Annotated in this window: 12 protein-coding genes, 1 tRNA gene and 1 pseudogene; 11 read left to right on the top strand and 3 right to left on the bottom strand. The window is 31.5% G+C overall.

Features of this window, described 5'->3' with window-relative positions:
- Positions 1–87: 87 nt before the first annotated feature.
- Both KQH81_RS11485 and KQH81_RS11480 read right to left on the bottom strand, forming a co-directional pair.
- Positions 88–762, bottom strand: a complete 675-nt coding sequence (locus tag KQH81_RS11485) for a CPBP family intramembrane glutamic endopeptidase (RefSeq protein WP_035770634.1) — start codon at positions 760–762, stop codon at positions 88–90.
- Positions 763–894: 132 nt separating this feature from the next.
- Positions 895–981, bottom strand: a tRNA-Leu gene (locus tag KQH81_RS11480).
- A 470-nt stretch (positions 982–1,451) separates the two neighbouring features.
- Here KQH81_RS11480 and KQH81_RS11475 point away from each other — a divergent pair.
- The 8 genes and pseudogenes from KQH81_RS11475 (at position 1,452) to KQH81_RS11440 (ending at position 9,373) form a co-directional block, all read left to right on the top strand.
- Entirely contained in the window at positions 1,452–2,234 is a 783-nt protein-coding gene (locus KQH81_RS11475) for an enoyl-CoA hydratase-related protein (RefSeq protein WP_143081310.1), read from the top strand.
- A gap of 27 nt (positions 2,235–2,261) precedes the next feature.
- Positions 2,262–3,602 carry a GntP family permease gene (locus tag KQH81_RS11470; RefSeq protein WP_027638567.1) on the top strand — a complete coding sequence of 447 codons (1,341 nt, stop codon included), beginning with the start codon at positions 2,262–2,264 and terminating at the stop codon, positions 3,600–3,602.
- Positions 3,603–3,667: 65 nt separating this feature from the next.
- A complete protein-coding gene (locus KQH81_RS11465) occupies positions 3,668–4,900 on the top strand; it encodes a CaiB/BaiF CoA transferase family protein (RefSeq protein ID WP_027638568.1) in 1,233 nt (410 codons plus the stop codon).
- An 18-nt stretch (positions 4,901–4,918) separates the two neighbouring features.
- Positions 4,919–6,061 (top strand): acryloyl-CoA reductase, encoded by a 1,143-nt coding sequence (acrC, locus tag KQH81_RS11460; RefSeq protein WP_027638569.1) that lies wholly within the window; start codon positions 4,919–4,921, stop codon positions 6,059–6,061.
- Positions 6,062–6,071: 10 nt separating this feature from the next.
- A complete protein-coding gene (locus tag KQH81_RS11455) occupies positions 6,072–6,866 on the top strand; it encodes an electron transfer flavoprotein subunit beta/FixA family protein (protein ID WP_230028320.1) in 795 nt (264 codons plus the stop codon).
- Positions 6,867–6,879: 13 nt separating this feature from the next.
- Positions 6,880–7,897: pseudogene (locus KQH81_RS11450) on the top strand (electron transfer flavoprotein subunit alpha/FixB family protein).
- 97 nt (positions 7,898–7,994) lie between these two features.
- On the top strand, positions 7,995–9,269 hold the full coding sequence (locus KQH81_RS11445) for a sigma-54 interaction domain-containing protein (protein WP_230028319.1): 1,275 nt from the start codon (positions 7,995–7,997) through the stop codon (positions 9,267–9,269).
- The gene (locus KQH81_RS11440) at positions 9,263–9,373 is read left to right on the top strand and encodes a helix-turn-helix domain-containing protein (protein ID WP_230029277.1); all 111 of its coding nucleotides are present in this window, start codon (positions 9,263–9,265) and stop codon (positions 9,371–9,373) included. Before KQH81_RS11445 ends, KQH81_RS11440 begins: the two co-directional genes overlap by 7 nt.
- A 95-nt stretch (positions 9,374–9,468) precedes the next feature.
- On the opposite strand, the gene KQH81_RS11435 is transcribed toward KQH81_RS11440, so the two are convergent.
- Positions 9,469–10,344 (bottom strand): AraC family transcriptional regulator, encoded by an 876-nt coding sequence (locus KQH81_RS11435; protein WP_027638570.1) that lies wholly within the window; start codon positions 10,342–10,344, stop codon positions 9,469–9,471.
- 185 nt (positions 10,345–10,529) lie between these two features.
- Between KQH81_RS11435 and asd the strand changes: the two genes are divergently transcribed.
- The 3 genes from asd (at position 10,530) to polA (ending at position 15,337) form a co-directional block, all read left to right on the top strand.
- Positions 10,530–11,609: an aspartate-semialdehyde dehydrogenase gene (asd, locus tag KQH81_RS11430; protein ID WP_027638571.1), complete on the top strand. Its 1,080-nt coding sequence runs from the start codon at positions 10,530–10,532 to the stop codon at positions 11,607–11,609.
- 144 nt (positions 11,610–11,753) lie between these two features.
- On the top strand, positions 11,754–12,671 hold the full coding sequence (gene glsA, locus KQH81_RS11425) for a glutaminase A (protein ID WP_027638572.1): 918 nt from the start codon (positions 11,754–11,756) through the stop codon (positions 12,669–12,671).
- 56 nt (positions 12,672–12,727) lie between these two features.
- Positions 12,728–15,337, top strand: coding sequence for a DNA polymerase I (gene polA / locus KQH81_RS11420; RefSeq protein WP_027638573.1), 2,610 nt, complete (start codon positions 12,728–12,730; stop codon positions 15,335–15,337).
- The last annotated feature ends 3 nt before the right edge of the window (positions 15,338–15,340 follow it).

Genomic DNA, 15,340 nt, shown 5'->3' with positions numbered 1-15,340 from the left:
GAAAATTATGCTGTTTTAAAACTTGAATAATAACTAAAAGTTTAAAAGACTAGAATTTCTAGTCTTTATTTTTATGCAAATTATTATTTAGAAAATACCAAATAATATAAACCCAATTGTATTTATGGAAAAGTTAGCACACATATGAACTAACCAAGATGTATATATATTTTCATTTTTATCATTTAGCCAATTAAATAATATTCCAGCAATAAATAATCCAACAACCAGAAGTATAAATAAAAGAGGTGTAAACCAATCAAGCATAAATGCTACATGATATAATGCGAAAGCACTAGAGCTAAATATATATGCCAAATTTTTATTAGAAACCTTTTTTAGATTTAAAAAGGCAAATCCTCGAAAGAAAAACTCCTCTAGCAGTGAGTTTATAAATGAGATATATAAGGCTACAAAAATAAAATTACCTTTATTCACACCTATATTATTTTGTAATGAGGAAGTCACATTAGAAAGGTTAAAATATGGACTGAGTATAAAGTAAGCCGATAATATAAATATATATACGGATACTCCTAAACCTAAGGAAAATAAAAAGCCTTTTTTATTAAAATTGAAAAGAGATTTAAAGGAAACTTGCTTATCTAAAATAGAATAAATAAATGGTATCACAAGAAATAAAATAATTTTAATTAAAGATTTAATATAGTAGGGAGGAGATATTACACCATCTATAAATGCCATAATAGTACATCCTATCACTACTAAAGTGATTATTGATATTGTTTCTTTTTTATTCATAAACAGTTTGTCCCCTTATTTAAATTAATAACTTAAAAGTTTTAACATTGAGGTGTAGAAATTTCAATCATTTTTAGCTTAAAGTTAGGTATAAAAAAAGACAAATAAGATTTAGTCTTATTTGTCTCGTTTTGGTGCCGGTGGCCGGATTTGAACCGGCACGGTATTGCTACCGGAGGATTTTGAGTCCTCTACGTCTGCCAATTCCATCACACCGGCAAGATTACATTCATTATAATAACACATCTTAGCAAAGATTTCAATAAATTTTTTACATAAAATTATTCTTTAAACGAAAAAAATTCTAATGTATTTAGTCTTTAGATTTATAATGCATTAGGATTTTTATATTTAGTTTATTCAAAATATATATCAAAAATGAGACTATATTCTCAAAAATGACACTAGATTTTAAAAATATGTTCTCAAAAATGAGACGAAAATAATATCTTGAAAGCTATATTGGAAAAAATTTCTTTAGTGATATAGGATTTCGATTAATTCTAAAGTTAGAAATTATTTAAAACATTATTAAATTTCATATAAAGTGCAAATATTTTACTGAAAATAAAATTTTAATCATAAAAAATAAATTTAATAAGAATTGGCACAAGATTTGCTTTTATATATTAAAAATAAATGTTAAAAAAATAACATTAAATAATGGAGGGAATCTAATGGAAACTTTAGTGGAAAGCTTAAAAAATCTTAGGGTGGAAGTTAAAGAGAAAGTCTGTATTATTACTATGAACAGACCTAAAGCTTTAAACGCTCTTAACAATGACACTCTTAAGGAATTATCTCAAATCATTGATATAGTATCAGAAAAGGAAGAAATATTAGGAATTATTATTACTGGAGAAGGCAAAGCTTTTGTAGCTGGAGCTGATATACGCCAGATGCAAAACTATAAAAGCGAGGAAGGTAGAAAATATGCAGGTTATGCTCAAAGCGTTTTTAATAAAATTGAAGAGCTTGAGAAACCAGTAATAGCAGCAGTTAACGGATATGCACTAGGTGGTGGATGTGAACTTGCTATGAGTTGTGATATTAGAATTGCATCAGAAAAAGCTGTATTTGGTCAACCTGAAGTTAATTTAGGGGTTATTCCATGTTTTGGCGGGACTCAAAGATTATCAAGACTTGTTGGAACAGGAGTAGCTAAAGAGTTAATTTTCACAGGAAGACAAGTAAAAGCAGAAGAAGCTAAGGAAATTGGTCTTATAAATAAAGTAGTTCTTTGTGATGTGCTTTTAGAAGAGTCATTGAAGATGATGAATGAAATAATTAAGAAGGCACCAATAGCAGTAAGATATGCAAAGGTTGTCATCAATAAAGGAATGGATATGGATTTAAAAAATGCTCTTGAACTTGAAAAAGATATTGCAGGTTTAACTTTTGCCACAAGAGATAAGCAAGAAGGAATGGATGCATTTATAGAAAAAAGAAAACCTATTTTTAAAAATAAATAAACTATCAATTTTGAAAGGGGTCAATTTATGAACACAGAAGTAATTGTAAGTTTAGTAGGTATTATTATAGCATTATCCCTTTTGGTTGTAATGGTAATGAGGGGAGTAAATATTTTTATAATAGCAATTGTATGTTCAGTAATAGTTGCTATAACAGGAAATTTAAATGTATATGATGCACTCAAAGTGGATTATATGGCAGGGTTTGTAGGATTCCTTCAGGCAAATTTCTTTATATTTTTGACTGGTACATTAATGGGGAAAATGATGGAGATTACTGGTGGAGCAAGATCTATTGCTAAGATGATTGTAAGATGGATCGGGAAGGATAAGGCGTTACTATCTATTCCAATAGCTTGTGGAATATTAGCATATGGTGGAGTAAGTGTTTTTGTCGTAAGTTTTGCCGTATTTCCAATAGCTTTAGAAATTTTTAAAGAGGCTGATTTGCCACGAAGATTTATACCAGCAGCATTAACTTTTGGGTGTTCAACATTTGCAATGGTAGCACCTGGAGCACCACAGATTCATAATATTGTTCCATCTACAACATTAGGGACAGATATTATGGCTGGAGCAGTAAATGGGTTTATGTCATGTGCAGTAATGTTTATAATTGGAAGCATTATTTTATATAAGATGGTTTCAAAAGAAAAGGCAAATGGTGGACATTTTATAGCTCATGAATCAGATGTATTTGACGAGGTAGCAGCATCTGATTTTAAGGGAGAGAATGGCCCTAATGGTTTAATGGCATTAATCCCGTTAATAGTATCAATTTTAATAATTAATGTGAAAATTAATGGAAAGCCAATAGTACCAATTGAAGTAGGAGTATTTATTGGAGCTTTATTAGTATATTTGCTGTTAAACAAATATCAAGATAATAAAAAAATAGTTGGACATATTGGAGATACGTGTAAGACCACAGTAGTAGCAATAAGTAATACTTGTGCTGTAGTTGCTTTTGGTTCGGTTGTAAAATCAGCAGTGGGATTTGGATTTATAGTTAATGCAATGACAAATATTCCTGGACCTCCTATTGCGGGGGCAGCACTTGGAACTACAGTTATAGCAGGAATCTGTGGATCGGCTTCAGGGGGACTTGGAATTGCAGCTCCACTTCTTGGACCAGCATTTTTAGCTAAAGGTGTGTCTGCGGCAGCATTAACTAGAACTATGGCAATTTCATCAGCAGCGTTAGATTCACTTCCACACAATGGATATATTGTTACTGTAACAAATGGTTTATGTAAAGAATCACATAAAGATGCTTACATGCCAATATTTTGGGTAACTGTTATAACTCCGCTTATTGGAACTGTGGTTGCAGTTATTCTGTTTACAATGTTCCCAGGATTACCATAATAAAAATAAATTATTTTTTAATACTATATTTAAAATCAAAATTGACAGTATAAGGAGGAAATAAAATGTTGAATAAACCATTAGAAGGAGTTAAAGTTATTGATTTAACGTATTTTGTAGCAGGTCCTGGAACCGCTAAAATATTAGCTGATTGGGGTGCCGATGTTATTAAGGTAGAGCCAAGCTTTGGAGATCCAGGTAGAAAGACAGGGGCAACAATGACAATGCCTATAGAAGATTTTAATAATCCGTTTTATAGTACATATAACTCAAATAAAAGAGGATTATCTATAAATCTTAAGAGTGAAGTTGGAATTGAAATTATGGATAAGCTTTTAAGCGAAGCAAATGTATTTGTTTCAAGCTATAGAACAGGTGCTTTAAAAAGATTAGGACTTGATTATGAAACCTTAAGTAAAAAACACCCACATCTTATTTGGGCTCAAATAAATGGATTTGGTGATTTTGGACCAGCTAAAGATAATGCCGGTTTTGATACAGTTGCCTTTTGGGCAAGAAGTGGAGCCATGCTTGATATTGCAGAGAAAGACACAAATCCTATAAATCCACCAATAGGATTTGGAGATGCTACAACTTCTTGTAGTTTATCTGGAGGTATATGTGCAGCTTTGTATAGACAAGCTAAAACAGGCAAGGGAGAAAAAGTAATGGCATCATTATTTGGACAAGCAATATGGAATGCATCATCATTATTGGCATCTACTCAGTTCAGTGATGAGTATCCTAAAACTAGAAAAAATGCTATTTCTCCAGTTATAAACTCTTATCGTTGCAAGGATGGGAAATGGATATTTTTAAGTATTTTAGAGCATGAAAGATATTTTGAGTCATTATGCAGATTGTTTGGAAGAGAAGATTTGATAAACAACGAGAAGTTTGCTTCTTCAACAGAAAGTAAGAAAAATGCAGCAGAACTTATTTATATTTTAGATAGTGAATTCGCAAAATTCACTCAAGATGAGATGGTTGAAAAACTTACTGCTGCTGATATAGCACATGAAAAGATTCAACATGTTAAGGATGTAGTAACTGATGAACAGGCTATAGCTAATCAATATATCTATGAACATACAAGTAAAAATGGAAATAAGACTATGCTTGCAGCTACTCCAATTAAGTTTGGAAATATTGAAGTTAATATGACTTGTGACGCTCCACTTATAGGAGAACATTCAGATGAAATATTGAGAGAGCTAGGATATAGCGATAGTGATATAGAAGATTTGATTGAATCTGGAATAGTAACGATGAATAAAGAAAAATGTGAAGTATGCTAATAAATAGGAGGAAATTTTATGGATTTTAGATTAACAGAAGCTCAATTAATGCTTCAAAGAGTAGCAAGAGAATTTGCAGAGAATGAAATATTACCAATAGCTGCTGAAACGGATAGAACAGGAATTTTCCCAAAAGAGCTTTTTAATAAAATGGCTAAGATTGGTTTTAATGGTATTGGAACACCTGTGGAATATGGAGGATCTGGTGGATCAGACATAGAAAAGGTAATTGTTGTTAATGAGATTGCTAAAAAGTGTGCGGCATCTGCAGCTATATTATCAATTCATACGATATATGCACAAGCTATTTTAAAGTTTGGTACAGAGGTACAAAAGAAAAAGTATCTGCCAATGATGGCTGAAGGTGGTTGTCTAGGAGCATTTGCTTTAACAGAGCCTAATGCAGGTTCAGATGCTGCAAGAGCTACAACAACTGCAATATTTGATGAAGCAACTGATGAATATGTTTTAAATGGAACAAAGTGTTTTATCTCTGGCGGTGGTCAAGCAGAATCATTAATAATATTTGCTTTAACAGATCCATCAAAGGGAATAAAGGGAATGTCTGCTATCATTGTTGATAAAGGTACTCCGGGTTTCTCAATAGGAAAAATTGAAGAGAAAATGGGTATTCATGGTTCTGAAACTGCAGAATTAATATTTGATAATTGTAGGGTTCCAAAGGCTAATCTATTAGGGAAAGAAGGAAAAGGATTTAATATAGCTATGACTTGTCTAGACGGAGCAAGAATTGGAGTTGGAGCTCAAGCTGTAGGAATTGCTGAGGGAGCTTTAGAAGAGAGTATCAAATATTCAAAAGAAAGAGTACAATTTGGAAAATCAATTTCCTCTTTACAAGGAATCCAGTGGTATATAGCAGATATGGCTACTATGGTTGAATCAGCAAAGCTTTTAGTTTATTATGCTGCAGATTTGAAGGCTAGAGGTGAAAAACACACTAAAGAAGCTGCTATGGCAAAATATAATGCATCACGTACTGCGAGAAAAGTTACAAATTTAGCACTTCAAGTTCACGGTGGATATGGCTATATGAAAGATTATCCATTAGAAAGAATGTATAGAGATGCTAAGATTACAGAAATTTATGAAGGTACTTCAGAAATACACAAAGTTGTTATTTCAAGAGCAGTACTAGGATAGGAGGAAAACAATGAATATAGTTGTTTGCTTAAAGCAAGTTCCAAATACTAATGAGGTTAAAATAAATCAAGAAACAGGTACTCTAATAAGAGATGGTGTGCCAAGTATAATCAATCCAGACGATAGAAATGCTTTAGAAGAAGCTTTAAAAATAAAAAATGAAGTAGGTGCAATAGTTAAGGTTGTAAGCATGGGACCTCCTCAAGCTAAGAATGCTTTAAAAGAAGCTTTGGCAATGGGAGCTGATGAGGCATATCTAATTTCAGACAGAGCTTTTGGCGGTTCAGATACTTGGGCCACATCTACAATTATTGCTTCTGCCATAGAGAAGGTAGGAAATTATGATGTAATATTTTGTGGAAGACAAGCTATAGATGGTGATACAGCGCAGGTTGGGCCAGAGGTTGCAGAATTTTTAGGAGTTCCACAGGTTACTTATGCAAAAGAAGTAAAGATTGAAGGCAATAAATTATTAGTAACTCGTTATACAGAGACTGGAGATTATCTAATAGAAGTAAAGATGCCTGTTTTAATAACTGCTATAAAAGAGTTAAATAACCCTAGATATCCAAATGTTAAAGGGATTTTAGAAAATTATAATAATGGAGATGAAAAGATTACGGTATTGACGCTTGCAGACTTAAATGTTGATACAACTCAAATTGGATTAAAAGGTTCGCCTACAAATGTTTATAAATCTTTTGTTCCAGTTAAAGAAAAGCATAATGAAATAATTGAAGGTATAAGTAAAACTGAAAAAGCTAAGAAGTTAATGGCAATACTATCTGATTTGAAACTAGTATAGGAGTGTTAATGTGATGAGAGCAAAAGTTAATCAAGATATAAATTTGAATGATCATAATGGAGTTTGGGTAATAGGAGAACAAAGAGAGGGAAAAATCAATCCTGTTACTATCGAACTTATTGGAGAGGGGAGAAAGCTTGCCGACCAATTAGGAAAAGAACTTTCAGTTGTAATAGCTGGATATGGTATAGAGAAAGAAGCAAGAGAACTGCTTCATTACGGTGTTGATAAAGCATATTATATTAACGACCATCTTCTTGAAAATTTCTCAACTGATGGATATGCAATTTCAATTGCTAATTTAATTCAAGATAAAAAACCAGAGGTTGTACTAGTTGGAGCGACTTCCATAGGAAGAGATATAGCGCCTAGAATTGCAGGTAAGATTGGAACGGGCTTAACTGCCGATTGTACAAAGCTAGAAATAGATCCAACAGATAATAAATTATTGCAAACAAGACCAGCTTTTGGTGGAAATTTAATGGCGACTATTGTTTGCCCAAAGAATAGACCACAAATGTCAACAGTTCGTCCAGGGGTTATGGAAAAAGCTAAAAGGACTGAAACCTCAACTGGAATTTTAGAGGTTATCAACCCAGTGCTTACCGAAGAGATGATTAGAACTAGATTGATAAAAGTTCTTCCACAGGAAAAAACTTGTAAATTTAATTGATGCTAAAATAATAGTATCAGCAGGAAGAGGATTAAAAAAAGCCGAAGGATTTGAACTTATAAAAAAATTAGCTGATAAATTAGGCGCTGAGATTGGAGCTTCAAGAGCTGCAGTAGATTCAGGATGGATAGAGAGTTCTCACCAAGTAGGTCAAACAGGAACTACTGTTAGACCTGAATTATATATTGCTTGTGGAATATCTGGAGCAATACAGCATTTAGCAGGTATGAGTGATTCTAAATATATAGTTGCTATAAATAAAGATCCAAAGGCTCCTATTTTTAGCATATGTGATTATGGAATTGTAGGGGACTTGTATGAAATTATCCCTGAAATGATAGAATCATTAAGTGAGTAACTTTTAGAAAATATTAAATATACAGAATAGTAAGTCTTATAATATAATATTATAGGACTTATTATTTTACTAAAGGTTATAGTGAGGGGATGAAACAATGAAAGAACAATGGTATAAGGATATCTTTTCAAGAGTATTATCCATGACTGATGATGGTTTTATTGTAGTAAATAAGGAAGGTATAATCATAGATATTAATGATAAATATTGTGATTTTTTGGGGACAGAAAGAGAATATATAATAGGACAACACATACAAAGTATTATACCAAACACAAAAATGTTAGACATTATGAGAGATAAATACTGTGAAGAAGGAGCCATACACCATTACTTAGGAGGAAAAACGAAAGAAAAAAGTGTAATAGTAAGCAGATCTTATGTAGAAAATGATAGTGGTGAAGTAGTTGCAGGAGTAGCTCAAGTTAAATTCAGATTACAATCATTTGATGTAGCTAAAAAGTTAATGTCAGAATATATGGAACTACAGTATTATAAAGAACAGTTTAAAGATAAATGTAGCTTTGATAAGCTTATAGGTGAAAACAGAGCTTTTATTGAACTTAAAAAAACTGGAATGAAAGCTTCTAAAACAAACTTTTCAGTACTTTTAACTGGTGAAACAGGTACAGGAAAAGAAGTTTTTGCTAGAGCAATTCATAATAACAGCAGTAGATCAGATAAACCTATGGTTAGTATAAACTGTGCAGCTATACCAGAAGAACTATTAGAATCAGAATTATTTGGGTATGATGAAGGTGCTTTTACAGGAGCAAAAAAAGGAGGAAAGAAAGGAAAGTTTTTGGTTGCAAATAATGGGACAATCTTTTTAGATGAAATAGGAGATATGCCTTTAACTATGCAGGCAAAACTTTTAAGAGTTCTTCAAGAAAGAGAAATAGAGCCGGTTGGAGGTCTTAAAACTATCAAAATAGATGTAAGAGTGATTTCTGCTACAAGAAAGAATCTAAGTAAAATGGTTGAAGAGGGATTATTTAGAGAGGACTTATATTATAGATTAAATGTAATAAATATTCATATGATAGAATTAAAGGATAGAAAAGATGATATTTTGTTATTAGCAAATTATATATTAAATAAATTAAATGTTGAATATAAAGAGTTAAAAGTTTTAAGTGATGATGTTAAAAACTGTTTTACTAACTATACTTGGCCAGGAAATATAAGAGAGTTGCAGAATGTAATAAAAAGTGCTTATGCCGTAAGTGACGACATGGTTATCAAGATGTGTGATCTTCCATCGAAGATGGATAATATCAGTAGAGTAGCTCAATGCAATAGTGATAGTAATTGCTCAATTCATAAAATGGTTGAGAATTATGAAAAGAGTTTAATCATTGTGATATATTAAAAAAGTATAATTGGAAATGTTCAAAGGCAGCAGAAGTTATGGGAATACATAAAAGTCTTTTATATAAAAAAATTAAAAAATATGAAATTGAATTAAATAATTAATATTACGGTATATGAGATTCATTATTATGTTTTTGGTATTTACTGAAAGAAAAAAACTCTTTAGAAAAACTAAAGAGTTAAATTTTTATATAAAATTATTCTTTAAAGGTTGGAGATGTCATAGAGCTAAAATTTGAAATATCATTTTTATAGGCACCAGGGGCTTTCCCAAAGCGTTTTTTAAACTGTCTCATAAAATTAGAATAATCATTGAAATTTAAAAAAGTGCATATATCTTGAATGGATTTTCCCTCAATAAGCAAATCTTTAGACTTTGACAGCTTCTTTTCAAGTATGTAGCTGTAAAGAGTGTAGCCAGTCTCTACTTTAAATTTGTGCATTAGATAATATCTGCTTATAAAGAATTTTGAAGCTAGTGCATCTATAGACAGCTCCTTATCTAGATTTTCATTTATATATCGAATTACAGACCATATAAATTTGTCATAGCTTACTTCAGAGGGCTCTAAGAAATCTCTCCTTCTGTACATACGATTTATAGTTACTATAAATTGAAGGAATAATGAGCTGCAAAATAAATTACTTCCAAAATCGTTGCTTTTGAATTCATGAATTATTTCCCCTAAAAGCTTCTTCAAGCTGTCAGAATTTCTATCTGGCAACCTTAATAGATGAAGTCCTTCATTAATACAGGTATGAAAAGGTAACAGAAGTTCGCTATCTATTGACTTTATAAAGCTGGAATTAACCCAAAATATCATTCTTTCATAGTCATTAGTTGAAGTAACCTGTGGTTTATGTACCTCATGTGCTGCAACTAAAAGTATGTCATATGGTTTAAGTTTGTAGGATTTACCCTCTATATAGTAAGTTATTTCTCCCCCTAAGAGAACAACTATTTTATTAAAGTCATGATGATGAAAGTCTATATTCATATCAATTTTGTCCTTTAAATGAAAAACTCTAAAATTATCATTGAGATAACCTCTTTTTATAGAATTTTTATTCATGGCACACCTCCATTTTTTATATTATAGCACTTTTTACAATAATATAAGCATTAATAACAATAATTATTGCTAAAGATTTTTAATATAATAGTGTTAATAGATGATAAACATATAAAGAAGATATTGTAGGGCACTAGAGATAGAGTATATAATATGAATTAAATATATTGGAGGAGTTGTATAATATGGAAAAGAAATTGAGGGTTGGAATTTTAGGAGCCACTGGTTTTGTTGGTCAAAAGCTTGTAACTTTGCTTGAAAATCACCCATATTTTGATGTAGCGCTATTAGCTGCCAGTGAAAGATCAAAGGGTATGACATATGAAAAAGCCATAGATGGAAGATGGAAAATGGATATTTCTGTGCCAGAGTACGCAAAAAAGTTTATAGTAGAAGATCTAAAAGACATAGAAGAGATTAAAAAGCATGTTGATTTTGTATTTTGTGCTGTAAATATGAAAAAAGAAGAGATTAAGGAAATAGAAGAAGCTTATGCAAAGGCTGAAATTCCTGTAGTTTCAAATAATTCAGCCCATAGAATGACAGAGGATGTACCTGTTATAATTCCTGAGATTAATTCAAATCATTTAGAGCTTATTGAAAGTCAAAGAAAGAGACTTGGAATTAAAAAAGGTTTCATAGTTGCAAAACCTAATTGTTCAATTCAAAGCTACGTTCCAGCAATAACTCCTCTTATGGATTTTGAACCTAGCCAGCTTGTTGTGAGCACTTATCAAGCAATATCAGGAGCTGGAAAGTTGCCAGAGGATTGGCCTGAGATGACAGACAATGTTATCCCTTATATCGGAGGGGAAGAGGAAAAGAGCGAAGTAGAACCTCTAAAAGTGTGGGGAACAGTAGAAGACGGAAAAGTGCAATTCAATAAAGATATAAAGATAAGCGCTCAATGTATAAGGGTTCCAGTTACAAATGGACACCTAGCTACAGTTAGTGTAAGTTTTAAAAATAAGCCATCTATGGAAGAGATAAAAGAAAGATGGAGAACATTTAAAGGTATTCCTCAAGAACTTGAACTTCCTATGGCACCAAAACAATTTATACACTATTTTGAAGAAGATAACAGACCTCAAACTAAGGTTGACAGGGATTTAGAAAAAGGTATGGCTGTTTCTGTTGGAAGACTAAGAGAAGATAATATCTTCCAATATAAATTTGTGTGTCTTTCTCATAATATATTGAGGGGAGCTGCCGGTGGTGCACTTCTTACAGCTGAGCTTCTTTATAAAAAGGGATATTTAGAGTAAATTAATAAATGTTATTTTAGTTTAAAAGGCGTTCTTTTAAGAGCGCCTTTTTATATTATATTTAATCATTGATATAGATAGAAAAAACTATATAATATAATGTGTAAAGATATATTTAAACTATTATGAAATGGATGTGTAGCTATGGAAAAATTATTGGAAAGTATTATAGAGAGCAACTTAAAATATACAGATGATGGTAAGGTAGCATCTTATATTCCTGAATTATCAAAAGCAAACCCAAAGGACTTAGGGATTTGTGTAATAAGTCTTGATGGAAAGCAATATTCAGCTGGAGACTACAATAAAAAATTTACTTTACAAAGTATAACTAAAGTGGTATCACTTATAATTGCACTATTAGATAATGGTAAGAAAAATGTATTTTCTAAAGTTGGAATGGAGCCTACAGGGGATTCATTTAACAGCATAGTTTCTCTTGAGGTTAAGACGCCTAATAAGCCATTTAATCCAATGATAAATGCTGGTGCTATAGCTACAACAGCTCTTATAACTGGCAATTCAGTAGAAGAAAAGATGGAAAAGATACTTGAATTCACAAGAAAAGTTACAGAAAATCCTGATATAAACTACAATGAAGAAGTATATTTATCTGAAAAAGCTACAGGTGATAGGAACAGGGCATTAGCTTATTTTATGAAAAGCAACAAACTTATAGATGGTGATGTAGAGGAGATTCTAGACCTTTATTTCAGACAATGCTCATTAGAAGGGACATGTGTTGATATTGCAAAGATAGCTGCCATGCTTGCTAATGACGGAATATTACCTTGGAGTGGTGAAAGAATAATTTCAAGAGAAGTTAGTAGAATAGTTAAAACTATAATGGTTACTTGTGGTATGTATGATGAATCTGGAGAGGTAGCTGTACATATTGGAATTCCTGCAAAATCAGGTGTAGGGGGAGGTATTATGGCTGCCGTTCCAAGAAGAATAGGAATAGGAGTTTATGGACCTTCTCTAGATGAAAAAGGCAACTCAGTTGCAGGTATGAGAGTCCTTACGGATTTATCCGATGAACTAGACTTGAGTATCTTTTAGTGGGATAATATTTATGTACATGGGAAAAATACAAAGTATAACTCTTAATTTGGAGGATTAATATGGAAAAATTACTTATACTAGATAGCAACAGTTTGATGAATAGAGCTTTCTATGCCCTTCCACCTTTGACGAATAAAGATGGTATTCATACTAATGCAATTTATGGTTTTACAAACATGCTTCTAAAATTAGAAGATGAACTTAAACCAGACTACGTGGTAGCTGCTTTTGACAGAAAAGCTCCTACTTTTAGACATAAAGAATACGGTGATTATAAAGCTGGAAGAAAGAAAATGCCTCCAGAGCTTGCTGAGCAATTTCCTATTATGAAGGAACTTCTTAATCGCCTTGCCATAAATATATTTGAAATAGATGGTTTTGAGGCTGATGACCTTATTGGAACTTTGGCAAAATACACAGAAAATGAAGGAATGGAAGTTTTTATAGTTACTGGAGATAGAGATGCACTTCAATTAGCATCTAAGAACATAAAAGTAATTATAACTAAAAAAGGAATCACAGAAAAAGAAATTTATGATGAGCAGAGAATGATAGATGATTATGGAGTGACTCCTACTCAATTTATAGATGTAAAGGGACTTATGGGAGACAGTTCTGACAATATTCCAGGAGTTCCTGGTGTAGGAGAAAAAACTGCATATAAGCTTATAAAGCAGTATGGAAGTATTGAAGAAGTTTTAAACCATATAGACGATATAAAAGGGAAAAAAGTAAAAGAAAACCTTATGGAATACAGAGAACAAGCTATGTTTTCTAAAAAGCTTGCAACTATAATAACAGAAGTACCTATAGAAATAGATTTAGAAGATATAAAGTCGAAGAAGAATTACGATGCTGCTGGTGTACGTGATATGTTCTTTGATCTTCAGTTTAAAACTCTTTTAGACAGGGTTAAAGACGAGAATGAGGCACCTGAAGAAGAAGTGGCTTTTGAAATGATTGATTCTTTAGATAAACTTCAAAGTTTTATATCTGAGCTTAAAGAAGATAAAAAAGCTTATATGACTTTTACAATAAATGATGCCTCAAGACAATCAACCATATATATAAGTACTTTAAATGTTATGGTTAAAAACAAAGTTTATATAGTAGATTTAGAAAAACTTAAAACTTACGATAATTCAATTGTTATTTTAAAGGAAGTTCTTGAGGATGAAAGTATAAAGAAGATAACTTTTGATGTTAAGAATGCTTATACTGCATTTAAAAAGATTGGCATAGAGCTAAATGGAGTGTCTGATGATATAAAGATTTCAGCTTATCTTATAGATGCTGCTAAAAGTGAGTATGATATAAAAACTTTAGTAAATGAATATTTACATAAGGATTTTAATGGAGAGGGTTTAGAGCTTACAGCAAAAGAGGTATGGAGTTTGAAACCCTTGTATGAAAAATTAAATTCTATGATAAATGATTACAAAATGGAGGATCTTCTATATAATATAGAGCTTCCATTAACTAAAGTGTTATCATCCATGGAAACTTTGGGATTTAAAGTAAATGGTGATATCTTAGAAACTTTAGGCATAAAGTTTAATGGAGAGCTTGTAAGATTAGAATCTGAGATATATGAGCTTTCAGAGGAGAAATTTAATATAAATTCTCCAAAACAGCTTGGAAAAATATTATTTGAAAAACTTGATTTGCCTGTGATAAAGAAAACTAAGACAGGATATTCCACTAATGCTGAAGTTTTAGAAGCACTTTATGATAAGCATCCTATAATAGAAAAGATTTTATCTTATAGGCAGCTGTCAAAATTATATTCAACTTATATAGAAGGATTAAAAAATGTCATTGATGATGATTCAAAGATACATTCATCTTTTAACCAAACAGTGACTACTACTGGAAGATTATCAAGTACAGAGCCTAATCTTCAAAATATTCCTATAAAGTATGAAATGGGAAGAGAAATAAGAAAAGTATTTATACCTGATAATGAAAACTGTGTTATATTATCAGCAGACTATTCTCAAATAGAGCTTAGAGTTTTGGCACATATAGCAGGAGATGAAAATTTGATAGATGCGTTTAAACATCATAGTGACATACACACTAAAACTGCATCAGAAGTTTTTAAAACAGCTATAGAAGATGTAACTCCACTTATGAGAAGCAGAGCTAAGGCAGTAAACTTTGGAATAGTTTATGGAATAGGTGATTTTAGTCTTGCAAAAGACTTAAAAATATCTAGAAAAGAAGCTAAAGAGTATATAGACACTTATTTTGAGAGATATCCAAAAGTTAAAGATTTTATAGAAAATATAATATCTGAAGGAAAAGAAAATGGATATGTTGAAACTATTGTAAATAGAAGAAGATATATTCCGGAGATTAATTCTTCAAACAAGATAGTAAAATCTTTAGGTGAAAGATTAGCCATGAATACTCCTATACAAGGAAGTGCTGCTGACATAATAAAGCTTGCTATGGTTAAAGTTTATAATGAACTTCAAAAGAGAAATCTTAAGAGCACACTTATACTTCAAGTTCACGACGAACTTATACTGAATGTTTATAAGGATGAGCTTGAAGAAGTTAAAGAATTAGTAAAGACTCAAATGGAAAATGTTATGGACTTAGAAGTACCTTTAGAAGTTAGTATGAGCATAGGAGATAATTGGTACGAAGCAAAGTAGGAG

This window comes from Clostridium cadaveris (assembly GCF_020911725.1).
In the GTDB taxonomy this organism is placed as follows: Bacteria; Bacillota; Clostridia; order Clostridiales; family Clostridiaceae; genus Clostridium_X; species Clostridium_X cadaveris.
The sequence above is the reverse complement of the archived record's forward strand: the minus strand, read 5'-3'. Positions and strand labels throughout refer to the sequence as shown.

Excerpts from the sequence above, each read along its gene's own strand:
- KQH81_RS11485 (WP_035770634.1), bottom strand. The coding sequence starts at position 762 with ATGAATAAAAAAGAAACAATATCAATAATCACTTTAGTAGTGATAGGA.
- KQH81_RS11470 (WP_027638567.1), top strand. The coding sequence starts at position 2,262 with ATGAACACAGAAGTAATTGTAAGTTTAGTAGGTATTATTATAGCATTA.
- KQH81_RS11465 (WP_027638568.1), top strand. The coding sequence starts at position 3,668 with ATGTTGAATAAACCATTAGAAGGAGTTAAAGTTATTGATTTAACGTAT.
- acrC (WP_027638569.1), top strand. The coding sequence starts at position 4,919 with ATGGATTTTAGATTAACAGAAGCTCAATTAATGCTTCAAAGAGTAGCA.
- KQH81_RS11455 (WP_230028320.1), top strand. The coding sequence starts at position 6,072 with ATGAATATAGTTGTTTGCTTAAAGCAAGTTCCAAATACTAATGAGGTT.
- KQH81_RS11445 (WP_230028319.1), top strand. The coding sequence starts at position 7,995 with ATGAAAGAACAATGGTATAAGGATATCTTTTCAAGAGTATTATCCATG.
- KQH81_RS11435 (WP_027638570.1), bottom strand. The coding sequence starts at position 10,344 with ATGAATAAAAATTCTATAAAAAGAGGTTATCTCAATGATAATTTTAGA.
- asd (WP_027638571.1), top strand. The coding sequence starts at position 10,530 with ATGGAAAAGAAATTGAGGGTTGGAATTTTAGGAGCCACTGGTTTTGTT.
- glsA (WP_027638572.1), top strand. The coding sequence starts at position 11,754 with ATGGAAAAATTATTGGAAAGTATTATAGAGAGCAACTTAAAATATACA.